Genomic DNA, 15,799 nt, shown 5'->3' with positions numbered 1-15,799 from the left:
TGAGGGCGGGAAGCGGCAGCCGGGAGAAGAATCGAACGCAGGCTGCGGTGTCGGCAACGAGTTCTTCAAGGAATTCCGCCATTCGGCCGGACCTGTCCCACGGTTTGTCAGAACCGGTTTTGGAGCCGGAATCAGAAGGTTGGTCGCTTTCAAGGTTCATCGGGCCGGTCCTGCGCTTGAGTTTTCGCAATGCGCCGTTATAGATCGGCGACAATACAAGACCAAGTGTCCGGCGGCCTGCCGCCTCAAAACGGGAACATTTAACCCATGCCGCTTTCCGAGACTGCTCTGCCATTCGAAGACATCCGCAATCTGGTCAAGTCGATGCCGGGGCCCGACGAAGAGGCCCTTCAAAAGGTCAAGGAACGCGATGCACAGCTGACGAAGCCGGCCGGTTCCCTGGGACGTCTGGAAGAGATCGCCGAATGGCTGGCTGCCTGGTCCGGCAACGCGCCGCCGAAGATCACCCGGCCGATGGTGGCGATTTTCGCGACGGCGCATGGTGTCGCGGAAGAGGGCGTCTCCGCCTTCCCGAGCGCGGTCAACCGGCAGATGGTGGAAAACTTCGCCGCGGGCGGCGCTGCCATCAACCAGCTTTGCCGTACTTATGACATCGGTCTGAAGGTGTTCGATCTCGCCGTTGACATGCCGACCCCGAGCATCACCCGGGAAGACGCCCTGGATGAAGCCAACTGTGCAGCGACCATGGCCTATGGCATGGAAGCTCTCGCTGGTGGTATCGACCTTATCTGTCTCGGCGAAATGGGCATCGGCAACACCACGGTCGCGGCCGCCGTCATCAATGGTCTTTTCGGCGGCAGGGCCGAGGACTGGATCGGACGCGGCACCGGCGTCGACGACGAAGGTCTTGCCCGCAAGCGGGAAGCGGTGGAAAAAGCCGTGACGCGCTTGAACGGAACGAAGGATCCGCTGGAGGTCCTGCGCCGGATCGGTGGCCGTGAAATCGCCGCCATGGCAGGCTTGATCATCGCGGCCCGGCTGCAGCGCGTGCCGGTCATCGTTGACGGTTTCGTCACTACGGCCGCCGCGGCGGTTGTCTATGCGATGGACCCGGCAGGTCTCGACCACTGCCTCTTTGCCCATGTGTCGGCGGAACAGGCCCACAGGAAGGTGCTGGACCACATGGGCAAGGAAGCCCTGTTCGACTTCGGCATGCGGCTCGGCGAAGGTTCCGGCGCCGCGCTTGCCGCAGGCGTTGCCAAGGCAGCCGCCGAAATGCATTCCGGCATGGCCACCTTCGCCGATGCAGGCGTCGCGGAAAAGTCCGAGTGATCTGAAGGACATCGGCCTGGCGTCCGCACCGTCAGGCCCTCACGCGGAGTTTGATTTTCGGCGGTGATCGTCCGGGGTGTTCTTTGACGGGTCTACCCAGACCACATCCGGCGCATAGTTCATCACGCGCGCCCGCGGCAGCGAAACGATGACCTCGGTGCCTTCGCCCGGTTTCGACTTCAGGGAAAAGTCGCCGTCATGCATGTTGATCAGCGCCTGGACGATGGAAAGGCCGAGGCCGGTTCCAGGCTCCGCCGTCTTGATGGCGTGAGAGCCTTGCCCGAAGGCCTCCAGCACTGTCGGGATCTCGTCTTCCGGAATGCCGGGACCGTTGTCCTTGATGGACACATATTGCCCGCCGTCGGAGGTCGGCCCGACCTTGACCAGAACCTCACCACCGACCGGTGTGAATTTCACCGCATTTGACAGAAGGTTAAGTACCACCTGGCGAATGGCGCGCTCATCCGCCCAGACCTTCGGCAGGCCCGGTTCAAGCGTGTGAAAGAGCGAAATGGATTTCGCCTTGGAGCGCACCTTCATCATGGTTCCGCACTCCTCGACGACATCGTCCAGGAACAGCGGTTCTTCATGCAGTTCATGCCGCCCGGCCTCGATACGGGAGAGGTCCAGGATCTCATTGATCAGGTTGAGCAGGTGCTGGCCGGACCCGTGAATGTCCTCCGCATAGGAGCGGTAATTCTTGTTGTGCATCTTGCCGAGCACTTCATCCTTCATGATTTCGGAAAACCCGAGGATGGCGTTCAAGGGCGTACGCAGCTCGTGGCTCATGGTGGCCAGGAAACGCGACTTGGCGGTGTTGGCGGCTTCCGCGCGCCGCCGCGCCTCGTCGGAAAGCGCATTCGCCGTTTCCAGTTCGACGATCAGGTGATCCTTGTCGGCCCGGTATTCCAGCATGGTGTTGGCATTCTTCAGAAGCTGGTTGCCGAGAATGAAGAAGAAACCCTGGGCGCCGATCGCCATGGCGGCGAGCGTGTAGTGGATCGGGTCGACATTCCGCAGGAAACTGCCCGTCACCACAAGCGTCATCGGCAAGGTGCTGGCCAATAGGCATTTGGGCAGTGTGGCCGATTGCATCGTGTTCATGGCAACCACGATCAGCAGCGTCGCGAAGTGGAAAATGACGAAACCGTCGCTTGCTTCCGGCGCCCTGGGCAACAGGAAGAATCCGGCCCAACTGCAGCCGTAAAGCAGGTCGCCAACCGCGAAACGCCGCCGCCAGTAGATCCTGGCTTTCTGGTCGGACGGCGCCTTCTCATAGGAATGGCTGGTCACAACCATCAGGAAGTGGGTGCACAGGATCACGGCAAACCAGGCGCCGATATACAGCGGACTGACCCAGAGAATCGAAATCGCCGCAACAATCAGCGCCAGCAGTGGCACCGCGTAGGCGGCATTGATGCGGGTGTCGGCAAAAAGATGCTGCCGTTCCAGGTCGAACGTCGTGTGATTGTTTTCCGGCGCACCGAGACGGCTGCGCACGTTTTTCATCGTGCGCGCCATCTCCCGTCGCCGCATGGCCCGGTCTTCGTTGATCGAGAGCTTGTCTTCGCCGTTTTCTGACGCGAGGGATCCCATTTGCCGCCCGAAGGGTAATGTTTTCGTTATTGTGATACTGCGTGTTTTTTCACTCTGACTCACTATTCCTTAAGATCGTCCTCAGGATCTTGGTAAGGGAAGGGTTAACCGACTGTGTCAAGCTGCAACTCGTTGTCGGGTAAGGGGTATCCGGAAGAGCTCGAAACGCTGGCCAAGCACATTCGTGCCTGCCGGACCTGCGTTGAAAAACCCGAGAAAACGCCGCTGCCGCATGCGCCGCGGCCGGTTCTTCAGGTCTCCGGCAAGGCCCGGCTGTGCGTGTGCGGTCAGGCCCCCGGAACGAGGGTCCACCAGAGCGGGCGGCCCTTCACCGATCCGTCCGGCGATCGCCTTCGAAACTGGATGGGGATCGGCGAGGACATCTTCTACGACCCTGAACGCCTTGCCATCGTGCCCATGGGGTTCTGTTTTCCCGGACTCGATGCGAAAGGTGGAGATTTGCCGCCGCGTCCGGAATGCCGGAAGGCGTGGCACGACAGGCTGTTCGCGGCCATGCCGCAGATCGAACTGATCCTGGTGATCGGGCAATACGCACAGGCCTATCACCTCGGCAAGGCCCGCAAGCAAAGCCTGACGGAAACGGTAGCCCAATGGCGGAGCTATTTCGAAGAAGCAAGGCCTGCCGGAAGCCCTGTGGTGTTGCCGCTGCCGCATCCCTCCTGGCGCAACAACGCCTGGATCAGAAAGAACCCCTGGTTCGAAACGGACCTGCTGCCGGTGCTCAAAAGGGAAGTTGCCCGCCTGACCTGATGCCGCAGCCGATCCTTTGGGTCAGTCTTCGAATAAAATTCTCAAATCCGAGCGAATTGACAAGCTTGAGGAAAAGCCGTTACCAGTTTCCAGGGTCTGTGAAAATCATTTCCCAAGACCATGCTCAAGTGAGCGTTCTCTGCGTTCGCTGCCATTTTCCGGGTTTCTGCTTATGATCGATCGTATCGACCGCCGCATCCTGTCCATTCTGCAAGAGGACTGCACCGTACCGGTGGCCGAGATCGGCCGAAGGGTAGGGCTGTCGACCACGCCGTGCTGGCGCCGAATCCAGAAGATGGAGGAAGACGGCGTGATCACCGGGCGGGTCGCGCTGCTCAACCCGACAAAGGTGAATGCCAAGGTGACGGCTTTCGTTGCCATCACCACCAGTCAGCATTCGGAGGACTGGTTGAAAAAATTCGCTTCCGTGATCCAGGAATTTCCGGAAGTCGTCGAATTCTACCGAATGGCCGGCCAGGTCGACTATCTGCTGCGTGTCGCCGTGCCGGACATCGATGCCTATGACGCCTTCTACAAGAAGCTGATCTCGAAGATCGAGATTTCCGATGTCTCGACGACCTTCGCCATGGAGCAGATCAAGAACACGACGGCGTTGCCGCTGGCCTATGTGGCGGCGGAAAAGTCGAAATCGGAATAAAATGCGCAGGCTGGTGGGTGGGTCTCGATTGAAGCGAAGCGAGGAAAGGTTGCAGGAGCTTATCCAGTTGGCCAATGCCTCGGAAACACGGCCTGGCAATGCGGCTAGGTGTTGGGGATCGGATGCCGCGCCATGAAACGCGCTATCTCAGCATCGGACACCTTCCTGCCTGTAAAGATCTCCGCATAGTAAGGCATGCGTTTCAGGCGTGGTTCCAGCGGTTCCTGCGGACCGTCCTTGATCATCGAGATGTAGCCGATCTGGGATAGGTAAATTGTGTTGGCCCGGATGCTGGCATAGGTGGTCTCGTAACCGAAGCGCACAAACAGTGCCTGAAGCGCGTCTACCCGGATCCTGTCGGCTTCTTCCAATAGTTTCGCAAGCGCCGCATCTGCGTGAGCCCAGCTCCTGACCGCGAATTCCAGCCGGGAGTCGAAGAGCTCGGCCTGGAGCCAAAGATCGAAGATGTTCAGAACCGCTTCGGTAATGGTCTCCGCATAGTCTTCCGTGCGCCGGATCAGATTGCCCGTATTCTTGGACTGCCAGAGGGTGGTCAGGGCATCCAGGAGATCTTCGCGGTCGGAGAAATGGCCATAAAAACTTGTCCGAGACAGGCCGAGCCGTTCGGCAAGCGGCATCACCTTGACGGCATCGATGCCACTTTCGACAAGCGCCTGGTAGGCCGCTTCGATCCAGATTTCACGTGTGCCGCGCCATCCGGTTGTCTTTTCGATCAAGGGCTCGTTCATATCCCGTCCGATAACAGCGGCAGGCTGGCACTGCAATTAAAATTGACACAAGTGTTCTTAAAAGCGACATGAATGTCGCTTTTGTTTCTTTTCAAGTAGGCCAACCTGAAACTAGTCTTTCCCGAGGCCTGGTCTCCGGGCCCGGTTGAACGCCTTGTCGAGGGAAGCGCATGTCGAAGGATCCGCTGCTGCAGCCGTATCAGCTCAAGCATCTGACACTGAAAAACCGGATCATGATCACGTCGCATGAACCGGCCTATCCGGAAGACGGCATGCCCAAGGACCGCTACAGGGCCTATCACGAGGCGCGCGCGAAAGCCGGTGTCGCACTGACCATGACGGCGGGATCTGCCGCGGTTTCCCGCAACTCGCCGCCGGTCTTCAACAACATCCTGGCCTACAAGGACGAGGTCGTGCCCTGGGTCAGGCGGCTGACCGATGCCTGCCACGATCACGGCTGCGCTGTCATGATCCAGCTGACGCACCTTGGCCGCCGAACGCACTGGAACAAGGGCGACTGGCTTCCGGCAGTGTCGTCCAGCCATGAGCGCGAACCGGCGCATAGGGCTTTCCCGAAGAAGATCGAAGACTGGGACATCGCCCGTATCATTTCCGATTATGCGGATGCCGCCGAGCGCATGAAGGCAGGCGGCATGGACGGCATTGAGCTGGAAGCCTACGGCCATCTGATGGATCAGTTCTGGTCGCCAGCCACAAACACGCTGGATGGGCCTTACGGCGGATCGCTTGAGAACCGGATGCGTTTCTCGCTGGAAGTGATTGACGCGATCCGCAAGCGGGTCGGAGATGGCTTCATTCTCGGCATTCGTTTCACGGCGGACGAGGATATGGAGGGCGGGATTACCGCGGAGGAGGGGCTGCAGATTGCCCGCAGGCTGAAGGCGACCGGCCAGATCGATTTCCTGAACGTGATCCGCGGACACATCGATACCGATCCGGGACTGACCGACGTCATTCCGGTGCAGGGCATGCGCAATGCGCCACATCTCGATTTTGCAGGAAGAATCCGCAAGGAGATAGGCCTGCCGACCTTCCATGCCGCCAAGATCCCGGATGTGGCAACCGCGCGACATGCGATCGCCGAGGGGCTTCTGGATATGGTCGGTATGACACGGGCGCATATGGCCGATCCGCAGATCGTGAAGAAGATCTCCGAGAAACGCGAGGACGACATTCGCCCGTGCGTTGGAGCAACCTATTGCCTCGACAGGATCTACCAGGCTGGCGACGCGCTCTGCATCCACAACGCAGCGACCGGGCGCGAGCAAACCATGCCGCATGACATTCCGCCGGCACAGGTGAAGAAGAAGGTTGTGATCGTCGGCGCGGGCCCGGCCGGCATGGAAGCCGCCCGTGTCGCCGCGGAACGCGGGCATGATGTGACCGTTTTCGAGGCCGCGCCGGATGCCGGCGGTCAGATCCGACTCACCGCACAATCCGAACGGCGGCGGGAAATGATCTCGATCATCGAGTGGCGCATGGATCAGTGCCTGAAGCGCGATGTCCGCTTCCGGTTCAATACCTTTGCAGAGGCCGGTGACGTTTCAGCCGAGAACCCGGACACCGTGATCATTGCTACCGGTGGCCTGCCGCACACGGAGGTCTTGAAGGAAGGTAACGATCTGGTTGTATCCTCCTGGGACATCATTGCGGGCGACGTCAAGCCGGGCAAGCGCGTGCTCGTCTATGACGATGCGGGCGATCATGCTGCCCTTCAGGCCGCAGAAATCATCGCGAAATCCGGAGCTCATGTGGAGATCATGACGCCCGACCGGTCCTTCGCGCCTGATGTCATGGCGATGAACCTTGTGCCCTATATGCGCTCCCTTCAGGACAAGGACGTTCGGTTCACCGTCACCTTCCGGCTGAGGGCTGCCAGGAGATCCGGAAACATGATCACGGCTGTGATCGGGACCGACTACTCCCGGCACACGGAAGAGCGCGAGTTCGACCAGATCGTTGTCAATCACGGCACCGTCCCGATGGACGAACTCTATTTCGAACTCAAGCCGCAGTCCAGGAACCTCGGGGCAGTCAACCAGGAGGCCCTGATTTTCGGACGGGCACAACCGCTCGATGCCAATCCGGCGGGTAGCTTTGCGCTCTACAGGATCGGCGATGCTGTTGCCGCGCGGAACACCCATGCCGCCATCTACGACGCGCTTCGGCTGGTGAAAGACATCTGAGCGCACCGGCCCGCACGCACAAAAATTGTGCTCTGTCTTACTTGAGTAAGCGCATGCCGTTTTTCGGCAACGGCGAGGCTGTGAGCTGAGCCTAATTTTCGGACTTGAGAAGTGCCGAAAGACTCGGCTGAAAAGGATGTGTCACCATGCGCAGCGATGCTGATGTTCTCTCCTTGTTGATGGGCCGGCGGGCCGGATATTCCCTGCCGCAGGCCTTTTATTCCGACGCGGATGTTTTTCAGGCGGACATGAAGAACATCTGGCACAAGGAATGGATCTTTGCGGTTCCTTCCGCCGAACTCCCGAAGTCCGGCAATTACGTTACGCTGCAGATCGGCGCCTATTCCGTTATCGTCGTGCGCGGTGCGGATGGCGTAATCCGCGCCTTTCACAATGCCTGCCGCCATCGGGGCAGCCGCATCTGTTCGGCCGCCAAGGGCTCTTCGCCGAAACTGGTCTGTCCCTATCACCAGTGGACCTACGAGCTTGACGGAACCCTGCTTTGGGCCCGGGAAATGGGGGCGGACTTCAAGCCCGCCGATCATGGCCTGAAGACGGTTCACTGCGTGGACGTTTCCGGCATGGTCTTCATCTGCCTGGCGGATGCCGCGCCGGACACCACCGATCTGCGCAAGCAGGCCGCCCGCTATCTCGGCCCGCACGACCTGGCCAATCTGAAGGTGGCCCACCAGTCGACCATAATCGAAAAGGCCAACTGGAAACTGGTACTTGAGAACAACCGCGAATGTTATCACTGCTCCGGGTCTCATCCATCGCTCTGCCGCACGTTCCCTGACGATCCGAACATGGTCGGCGGCGACGATTCCTCGTCGTCCAACGCGGGCAAAGCCCATGTGGACCGCTGTGAGGCGGCCGGACTGCCGTCGAAATACCTGATCGATCCGTGCGAGCAATGGCGCTTCGTGCGCATTCCTTTCCTGGGCGATGCGGTCAGCTACACGATGGACGGCAAGGCGGCCGTTTCGAAGCGGATCGGCACGGTGCCGTTCGACAATGCCGGCTCCTGCCTTTTCTTCCATTATCCGAACACCTGGAACCACTTTTTGTCGGATCAGGTGCTGACTTTCCGTGTCCTGCCCAAGGGGCCGCAGGAAACCGAGGTCACCACCACCTGGCTGGTTCACAAGGACGCCGTGGAAGGTGTCGATTACGACCTGCAGCGCCTGAGCGAAGTGTGGATCCGCACCAACGACGAAGACCGCCGGATCGTGGAGGAGAACCAGATCGGCATCAATTCGCCCGCCTATGAGCCGGGCCCCTATTCGCCGGTACAGGAGAGCGGTGTCATTCAGTTCATCGACTGGTATGCGCGGACCATGGAACAGAGCCTTGTCGGCCGGTTCCGCGTGGCGGCGGAGTAGACATATGATCCCGATGCCAGGGCGCGATACGCCCATTTGGTCCGATGCGGAAATTCTGGAATGCGTCAGCGTTCTGCCGGAAGCTCCGCATGTGAAAACCTTCACCTTCCGTCCGCCTTCCGGCGCGACCTTCGTCTACAGGGCAGGGCAGTTCATCACGCTCGATCTGCCCGTGCCCGGCGGTAACGTCCAGCGCACCTATACGATCTCCTCGTCACCGGTCACGAACGCCTATGTCACCGTGACGGTCAAGGCGCAGGAAGGCAGTGTCGGCTCGCGCTGGATGGTCGAGCATCTTGTGCCCGGCATGCAGATCAAGGCCTATGGCCCTGCCGGCCTGTTTCATCTGCCGCCAAGCCCGGACGGCAAATACCTGTTCATCTCTGCCGGCTCCGGCGTTACGCCGATGATGTCCATGGCAACGACGCTGTTCGAGCGTGGTGAAGACCCGGATATCTGTTTCATCCAGTGTGCCAACCGGCCGGCCGATCTGATCTTCCGCAAGCGGCTGGAATATATGGCGAGCCGGGTCAACGGCCTGCAATTGCATTTCGTTGTCAGCAGGAACGATCCTTACGAGGTCTGGACCGGCTATCGCGGTCGTTTCAATCAACTGATGCTCGGCCTCATGTGCAACGACTACCTGGACAGGGAGGTCTATTGCTGCGGTCCCGAAGGTTTCATGGAATCCGTACGCGAGATCCTGAATGCCCTCGGCTTTGATATGGAGCGGTATTATCAGGAAAGCTTCCAGGCGCCGGCGGAAACCAAGGCGGAACTGACCGAATTCGACGACGTCGTGCCGCAGGAGAACGTCCAGGCGCAGATCGTCTTTGCCGGGTCGAAAGTGTCTTCCTGGTGTTCGGAAACCGACACGGTTCTGGCGGTTGCCAAGGACGCGGGGCTCAACATACCTTCCGGCTGTACCTTCGGCGTTTGCGGTACCTGCAAGGTCAAGAAGTTATCCGGCGATGTGCATATGGTTCATTCCGGCGGCATCAGCGAGGAGGATGTCGAGGCGGGATACATCCTGGCCTGCTGTTCCAACCCGATCGGTACAGTTGAAGTGGACGTTTAGCGACGAAGAGATCTTCAAATATTCAAAAGTTGATATGTGTCATTGGCTCACACGCAAATGGCGCGTATTGTTCTCCTGAAAGTTACCGGGAGGACGCGGAATGATTGGAAGTTTGAGGAAGACCGCTTCGGCAGCGATTGTGTGCGCCGGAATGTTGTCGGGCACCGGTGTTGCACCGGCGGCCGAGGTCATGCCCGATGGCGTTGTCGCCTATCAGGTGGAGGCGGCCTTCGAGGATGTCCGGTTTGATCTGGAAAACGCAATCGTCAACCGCGGCCTGGTGATTGATTACGTCTCCCACATAGGCGACATGCTGGCCCGGACTTCGGAAGACGTTGGCGGCAAAAAGCAAATATTCGTCAACGCGCAGGCCATGCTGTTCTGCTCTGCAAACCTCTCGCGCAAGGTGATGGAAGCCGGGCCCGGCAACATCGCTTTCTGTCCATATTCGCTATTTGTCTATGAAACGCCGGACAGCACCGGCCACGTCACCGTGGGCTATCGCATGCTGCCCGAGACCGGAAACGAAGCCTCCATTGCGGCAATTGCAGAGGTCAATGGGCTTCTGGACGAGTTAGCCCGGGAGGCCTCCGGACAATAACGGAAGTCCTCAGCCGTCTTGGTTCAGGCCCAGCCGGGTCAGGACCTTTTCGGACGTGAGTTCCCTTAAGGCGGCCTTGCCGACTTTGCGGGCGGTTTTGTCATCCGCTTCGCTGAGTTCGAACGCAAGCGCCAGGGCAGGGGGATGCAGGCTGGCGGACCGCTTGCCGATCTGCCTGAGGGCCCAATGCACGGCTTTCCAGACAAAATTGCGGCTGTCCCGGGCATGGATGCGGATCAGCTCCATGTGAGACAGGAATTCGGCGTCAGCCGCCTTCTTGGCATGAACGGCCCGCCAGGCGATCAGGGCAAATCCCGCGCGCCGGACGAATTCCCGATCATCGGCCGCGAACCTTGGGGCGAGGGCGTCCGAACCTGCCTGCCGGGCCAGAACGTTGGTGAGTTGGTCGCACAGGTCCCAGGATTGAATGTCCGAAAGCCATACCATGGCCCGTTCGGGCGGCAGGGCCTTGGGCGGGGTGATCAGGATGGCAAGCAGCCGGGCCTCATGAAAACCGGTGTCCCAAAGCGCGATTGCCAGTTCGGGAGACTTGCCGATCCGCTTCGCGAAAGGGCGCAGAATCGACAAGGGGACGCCGAACGCCTGCGATGCGTCGATCCCGAACCGCGCCAAGCCGGCGCGGTTCTCTTCGGAACCGGCGGACCGCAATTCGGACAGGATTGCCTCGGGCGTCCAGTCTTGATGTTCGGTCGCCGCCGTCATGTTCCGGTTACTTCTTGTCGGCGTTTTCCAGGCGGGCGATGAGGCTGGAAGTGTCCCAGCGCTTGCCGCCCATGGCCTGGACTTCGGCGTAGAACTGATCGACAAGCGCCGTCACCGGCAGCCGGGCGCCGGTATCGTTGGCCGTCTTCAGGCAGATGCCGAGGTCCTTGCGCATCCAGTCGACGGCAAAACCATAGTCGAACTTGCCGTCGCGCATGGTCTCCCAGCGGTTTTCCATCTGCCACGACTGGGCGGCGCCGCCTCTGATCGCCGAGATGACTTTTTCGACGTCGAGATCGGCTTTCTTCGCAAAATGAATGGCCTCTGAAAGGCCCTGAACCAGCCCGGCGATGCAGATCTGGTTGACCATCTTGGTCAGCTGACCCGCGCCGCTTTCTCCCATCAGGCCGGCGAATTTGGCGAAACACTCGATAACCGGCTTGGCCTTGTCGAAAACATCCTGGTCGCCACCGCACATGACGGTCAGGGCGCCATTTTCCGCGCCGGCCTGGCCACCGGAAACCGGTGCATCAATGAAGCCACAGCCCTTTGCCTTGGCAGCTTCATGGAGCTCGCGGGCAACTTCTGCGGAGGCCGTGGTGTTGTCGACGAAGATTGCGCCTTCCTTCAAGCCGTGGAAGGCACCGTCCGGCCCTGTGGTGACGGAACGCAGGTCGTCATCATTGCCGACACAGGAGAAAACAAAATCGCAGCCCTCGGCTGCTTCCTTCGGTGTCCCGGCGAATTTTCCGCCATATTCAGCGGCCCATTTTTCCGCCTTTGCCGTGGTGCGGTTGTAGACCGTGACGTCATGGCCGCCCCTGGTTTTCAGGTAGCCCGCCATCGGATATCCCATGACGCCCAAACCGATGAATGCAACCTTTGCCATGAAGACGCTCCTTATCGCGTGCAAAGGCCCGGTGGTGAGCCGGGCCCTCAATCAAACTTGTTCATCATGGTTTTAAGGCATTTGTCGCGCGCTGTCAGCTTGCTTGCGTCTCAGGGCCAGTACGGACGGCGCCCCCAAAGACGAGCATGCCGTTCCCGCTTCGCACTCATTTCGTCAAGATGGCACTGCGTACGCGGATCGACGCGACTGGAAGGGGAGAACCGGGTTGCCTCGAAGAAGTTCCGTGCGTAAATATTCAACATGGTCTAACACTCCATTTCTCGGTGACTGTTCACAAAGTGGCTATTAGAGGCGGTGAAGGCCAGTCAGGAAGAATTTAGACATGTAAGGTGAAATTACATATGGATTGGCGCTCTCTTCCTTCACTCAACAGCCTGAGAACATTTGCCGCGGTTGCTGAAAAGAAAAGCCTGTCCGGAGCAGGCCGTGCGCTGAACGTGACACATGCTGCCGTTAGCCAGCAGGTCAGAAGCCTGGAGTCCGTGCTGGGCTTGCAACTCGTGGTGCGGGAAGGGCGGGGCGTCGCGCTGACACCGGAAGGAGATCTGCTTTATTCCGGTTTGAGTGAAGGTTTCGGCAAGATACAGGAGACGGTCGAGGCTCTTACTCGCGAGGATTCAGCCCGGCCGCTCAACATCACCACGACGCCGTCCTTTGCCGTCAGTTGGCTGATGCCCAGGATCAACGACTTCCGGCTGAACCACCCCGGCATCGAGCTGATGCTCAATCCGACCTCGGAAGTCGTGGAAATGACCCCCGGCGGCGTCGATCTGGCGATCAGATACGGAAATGGCGATTGGCCAGGCCTTGAGGCCGAGCTGCTTTTGTCCTCCAAATTTGTTGTTGTCGGCGCGAGTTGCCTGATCGGTGATATCGAGATTACCAGACCGGAAGATCTGCTGCAGTTTCACTGGCTGCAGGAACTGGGCTCCAACGAATTGACGCTCTGGATGGAGCGTCAGGGCGTTGTGCCCAAGAGCCGGATGAACATCACCCATCTGCCGGGCTATATGGTGCTGGAGGGTTTGCGGCGAGGCGAAGGCATATCGGCTACGGCCCGGGTGTTCGTTGAGCCTGATATTGCGGCCGGCAACCTCAAGCTCCTGTTCGAGGACGAAGTCTATCCCGGCACCGGATATCATCTGGTGACACGGCCCGGCGTCAAACGACCGCCGCTCAAGGCTTTTCTAAGCTGGTTGCGCAAGATGCGCGCGGAACAGGACGGATCCCGGCCAGGTCAGATCGCCGACAGGGCCTGATCGAAGTCGGCGATCAGGTCGTCGGCATGTTCGATGCCGATCGACAGGCGCAGCAGGTTTTCCGGAATGCCCGATCCTTCGCCCTCGATGGTGTAGCGATGTTCCACAAGGCTTTCCGTGCCACCGAGGGACGTTGCCCGCTGGAACAGGTCGAGCGCCCCTGTCACCTTCAGTGCTTCGGGTTTCCCGCCCTTGACCAGGACCGACATCAGCGATCCGAAACCGCCCTTCATCTGCGACTTCGCGATATCGTGATGCGGATGGCCGGCAACGCCTGGATAGAGAACAGTTTCGATCTTCGGGTGACGTTCAAAATAGTCCGACAAGATGGCGGCGTTCTGGTTCATGCGCCCGACACGCAGGGAAAGCGTCCTGAGGCCGCGAAGAAGAAGCCAGGTTTCGAAAGACCCGAGCACGGCCCCGGCCAGCTTTCGCTCTTCCTTGATAAAGGTCCATGCCTCGCTCGCCGCGTCCCTTGTGGTCACAACACCTCCCAGCAGATCGGAATGTCCGTTGAGAGCCTTGGTGGCCGAATGCATGACCAGATCCGCCCCGAGGGAGAGCGGCTTCAGGATGAGCGGTGTCGCGGCCGTAGCGTCTACAGCCAGCAGCGCTCCGGTCTGCCTGCAGTGCGCGGAGATCTTCAGGATGTCCGCAACCTTGAGATAGGGGTTGCTCGGCACCTCGAGCCAGACGAGATCCGGACGGGTAACGGAGAACTCATCCAGAAAGGCCTCGAGATCGCAGGCATCGGCTTCCACAAGCGCGATGTTGTTGCGGGCGCAGAATTTCCGAAGGAACAGCGTCGTGCCCCAGTAGATACCCGACTGGGCCAGCAGCGTGCCGCCGGGCCGCACGATCCGCGCGACCGCGGCCACCGCCGCCATGCCGGAGGCAAACAGGCGGCTTTCCTCACCACCTTCCAGAGCGGCGATCAGGCCTTCCGTCTTGTGATAGAGGTCGTTGTCGTCCCGGCTGTAGATGTGACCCGGTTTGATCAGTTCGTAGGCCTCGTCGCGCACGAATGTCGTCGCCGTCTGAATGGGCGGAGACACGGCCCCGGTCGCCGGATCATGACCGCCGCCGCCATGGGCCAGAAGGCTGTCGATATGAAGGCCGGGGGCAACAGAGGGTGTTTTCGGCATGAAGGATCATCCGTTCAAGGAAACGCGGTGAAAGGGGTGAAACGGGGACTTGTCACCGTTTCAGATGGCGGGTGAGGCGGAGCTCGATCTTGTCCCAGATGCGGCGAAGCATCTCGACCAGAAACAGGTAAATCACCGCCGCCCAAATATAAGCCTGGAAGTCGTAAGACCGCGAATAGGCACGTCTTGTTTCGCCAAACAAGTCGAACACCGTGACAATCGCAGCGATCGCCGAACCTTTCAGCATGAGAATAATCTCATTGCCATAGGGGCGAAGGGCAACAATCAGGGCTTGAGGCAGGATGACCTTCAGGAAGGTCACCGGTTTGGTCAAGCCAAGCGCTGCAGCACCTTCCCATTGGCCCTTGGAGACGTTCTGAATCGCGCCACGCAGGATCTCAGCCTGGTAAGCCGATGTATTAAGCGAAAACGCGAAAATGACACAGAACCAAGCTTCCCGGAAAAAGTCCCAGAGACCGATTGCCTGCAATTGCGGTTGGAATGTGCCTGCACCGTAATAGACGAGAAATGTCTGCGCCAGAAGCGGTGTGCCCCGGAAGAAATAGACGTACCCGTAGGCGGGTTTGGATAGAAACCACCAGTTGGAAGCACGGGCAGCAGCGATCGGAACACTCAACAATGCACCGATCAGGAGAGACAGCCCGACAATCTGAAGTGTAACGAAAAACCCGCTCAAATATTCCGGCCAGTATTTCAAGACAAACGGGCTGGCAATATTGAGCGCCAAATAATAGAGCAACGAGCAGCCAGAGACGATCCACATGGCCATGAGAAAATGCCCGAGTATACGGGTTTTTGACCAAGGGCGCGGCGGGGCAGGGGGGCGTTTCAGGCCGGTTGCGGGATTGGCTGCAATCATCGTGCTGTATCTCCCCGTTTGCTCCAGCGTTCGATCCGCACAAGTCCGGTCGAAGAGATCATCGCGAGTACGAGATACAGCAGGCAGGCAACTCCAAAGAACAGGAAGGGTTCCTTGGTCACACGTGCAGCTATGCCGGATTGGCGCATGATGTCAGACAGCCCAACCACTGAAACCAGGGATGTGTCCTTTAACAGCACCAGCCAGCTGTTTCCGAGCGCAGGCAGAGCGAGGCGGATCAGCTGTGGCAAGACGACGAAGCGCAGTGTTTTGCCTTTTGAAAGGCCGAGTGCATAGCCGCCTTCATATTGTCCCTGCGGAATACCGCGGAAAGCTGAGAGAAAGGCTTCGGAGGCATAGGACGAGAACACGAAAGAAAGCGCTATGACACCAGCCACGAAGGAATTGACTTCGAAATAGATATCGAAGCCGATCAGTTTTAGCAGTACCTGGATCGCGATCTGCAGACCGAAATAGACCAGAAACAGTGTCAGCAGTTCCGGAAGTCCCCGGAACAATGTCGTGTAAATATTGGCTGCAAGCCTGA

At 59.3% G+C, this 15,799-nt stretch carries 15 protein-coding genes; 8 read left to right on the top strand and 7 right to left on the bottom strand.

All coding sequences use genetic code 11. From position 1 onward, the window contains the following. Nucleotides 1-267 precede the first annotated feature (267 nt). Complete coding sequence (gene cobT, locus ACQY7U_RS25375; protein WP_428651127.1) at nucleotides 268-1,293, top strand: nicotinate-nucleotide--dimethylbenzimidazole phosphoribosyltransferase; 1,026 nt, start codon at nucleotides 268-270, stop codon at nucleotides 1,291-1,293. A gap of 39 nt (nucleotides 1,294-1,332) precedes the next feature. On the opposite strand, the gene ACQY7U_RS25370 is transcribed toward cobT, so the two are convergent. After that, a complete protein-coding gene (locus tag ACQY7U_RS25370; protein ID WP_428651124.1) occupies nucleotides 1,333-2,889 on the bottom strand; it encodes a sensor histidine kinase in 1,557 nt (518 codons plus the stop codon). 114 nt (nucleotides 2,890-3,003) lie between these two features. Between ACQY7U_RS25370 and ACQY7U_RS25365 the strand changes: the two genes are divergently transcribed. Together ACQY7U_RS25365 and ACQY7U_RS25360 are read left to right on the top strand one after the other, a co-directional pair. Then, complete coding sequence (locus ACQY7U_RS25365) at nucleotides 3,004-3,660, top strand: uracil-DNA glycosylase family protein (RefSeq protein ID WP_428651122.1); 657 nt, start codon at nucleotides 3,004-3,006, stop codon at nucleotides 3,658-3,660. Between the two features lie 175 nt (nucleotides 3,661-3,835). Continuing rightward, the gene (locus ACQY7U_RS25360; RefSeq protein WP_428651129.1) at nucleotides 3,836-4,318 is read left to right on the top strand and encodes an Lrp/AsnC family transcriptional regulator; all 483 of its coding nucleotides are present in this window, start codon (nucleotides 3,836-3,838) and stop codon (nucleotides 4,316-4,318) included. Between the two features lie 104 nt (nucleotides 4,319-4,422). Here ACQY7U_RS25360 and ACQY7U_RS25355 read toward each other — a convergent pair whose 3' ends face one another. Beyond that, nucleotides 4,423-5,067 (bottom strand): TetR/AcrR family transcriptional regulator, encoded by a 645-nt coding sequence (locus ACQY7U_RS25355; RefSeq protein ID WP_428651119.1) that lies wholly within the window; start codon nucleotides 5,065-5,067, stop codon nucleotides 4,423-4,425. A gap of 170 nt (nucleotides 5,068-5,237) precedes the next feature. Here ACQY7U_RS25355 and ACQY7U_RS25350 point away from each other — a divergent pair, with 170 nt between their 5' ends. The 4 genes from ACQY7U_RS25350 to ACQY7U_RS25335 all read left to right on the top strand — a co-directional run bounded on the left by ACQY7U_RS25350 (nucleotide 5,238) and on the right by ACQY7U_RS25335 (nucleotide 10,335). Continuing rightward, nucleotides 5,238-7,274, top strand: a complete 2,037-nt coding sequence (locus ACQY7U_RS25350) for an FAD-dependent oxidoreductase (protein ID WP_428651116.1) — start codon at nucleotides 5,238-5,240, stop codon at nucleotides 7,272-7,274. Nucleotides 7,275-7,420: 146 nt separating this feature from the next. Next, nucleotides 7,421-8,656 carry an aromatic ring-hydroxylating oxygenase subunit alpha gene (locus ACQY7U_RS25345; RefSeq protein ID WP_428651114.1) on the top strand — a complete coding sequence of 412 codons (1,236 nt, stop codon included), beginning with the start codon at nucleotides 7,421-7,423 and terminating at the stop codon, nucleotides 8,654-8,656. Between the two features lie 4 nt (nucleotides 8,657-8,660). Further along, on the top strand, nucleotides 8,661-9,734 hold the full coding sequence (locus ACQY7U_RS25340; protein WP_428651111.1) for a 2Fe-2S iron-sulfur cluster-binding protein: 1,074 nt from the start codon (nucleotides 8,661-8,663) through the stop codon (nucleotides 9,732-9,734). Nucleotides 9,735-9,834: 100 nt separating this feature from the next. Next, on the top strand, nucleotides 9,835-10,335 hold the full coding sequence (locus ACQY7U_RS25335; RefSeq protein WP_428651109.1) for a DUF302 domain-containing protein: 501 nt from the start codon (nucleotides 9,835-9,837) through the stop codon (nucleotides 10,333-10,335). A gap of 9 nt (nucleotides 10,336-10,344) precedes the next feature. On the opposite strand, the gene ACQY7U_RS25330 is transcribed toward ACQY7U_RS25335, so the two are convergent. Further along, nucleotides 10,345-11,058, bottom strand: a complete 714-nt coding sequence (locus ACQY7U_RS25330) for a DNA alkylation repair protein (RefSeq protein ID WP_428651106.1) — start codon at nucleotides 11,056-11,058, stop codon at nucleotides 10,345-10,347. A 7-nt stretch (nucleotides 11,059-11,065) separates the two neighbouring features. Further along, a complete protein-coding gene (locus tag ACQY7U_RS25325) occupies nucleotides 11,066-11,947 on the bottom strand; it encodes an NAD(P)-dependent oxidoreductase (protein ID WP_428651103.1) in 882 nt (293 codons plus the stop codon). 362 nt (nucleotides 11,948-12,309) lie between these two features. Between ACQY7U_RS25325 and ACQY7U_RS25320 the strand changes: the two genes are divergently transcribed. Next, nucleotides 12,310-13,227 (top strand): LysR family transcriptional regulator, encoded by a 918-nt coding sequence (locus ACQY7U_RS25320; RefSeq protein ID WP_428651100.1) that lies wholly within the window; start codon nucleotides 12,310-12,312, stop codon nucleotides 13,225-13,227. On the opposite strand, the gene ACQY7U_RS25315 is transcribed toward ACQY7U_RS25320, so the two are convergent. The 3 genes from ACQY7U_RS25315 to ACQY7U_RS25305 form a co-directional block, all read right to left on the bottom strand. Beyond that, nucleotides 13,206-14,372, bottom strand: coding sequence for a trans-sulfuration enzyme family protein (locus ACQY7U_RS25315; RefSeq protein ID WP_428651097.1), 1,167 nt, complete (start codon nucleotides 14,370-14,372; stop codon nucleotides 13,206-13,208). The genes ACQY7U_RS25320 and ACQY7U_RS25315 overlap by 22 nt on opposite strands. 52 nt (nucleotides 14,373-14,424) lie before the next feature. After that, the gene (locus ACQY7U_RS25310; protein WP_428651094.1) at nucleotides 14,425-15,252 is read right to left on the bottom strand and encodes an ABC transporter permease; all 828 of its coding nucleotides are present in this window, start codon (nucleotides 15,250-15,252) and stop codon (nucleotides 14,425-14,427) included. After that, nucleotides 15,249-15,799, bottom strand: a 551-nt coding sequence (locus ACQY7U_RS25305) for an ABC transporter permease (protein ID WP_428651091.1), incomplete at its 5' end; no start/stop codon positions are given. The genes ACQY7U_RS25310 and ACQY7U_RS25305, both read right to left, overlap by 4 nt.

Origin of the sequence: Roseibium sp., from assembly GCF_050301095.1 — a bacterium.
Taxonomy (GTDB): domain Bacteria; phylum Pseudomonadota; class Alphaproteobacteria; order Rhizobiales; family Stappiaceae; genus Roseibium.
This window is presented reverse-complemented; position numbering and strand designations above follow the sequence as displayed.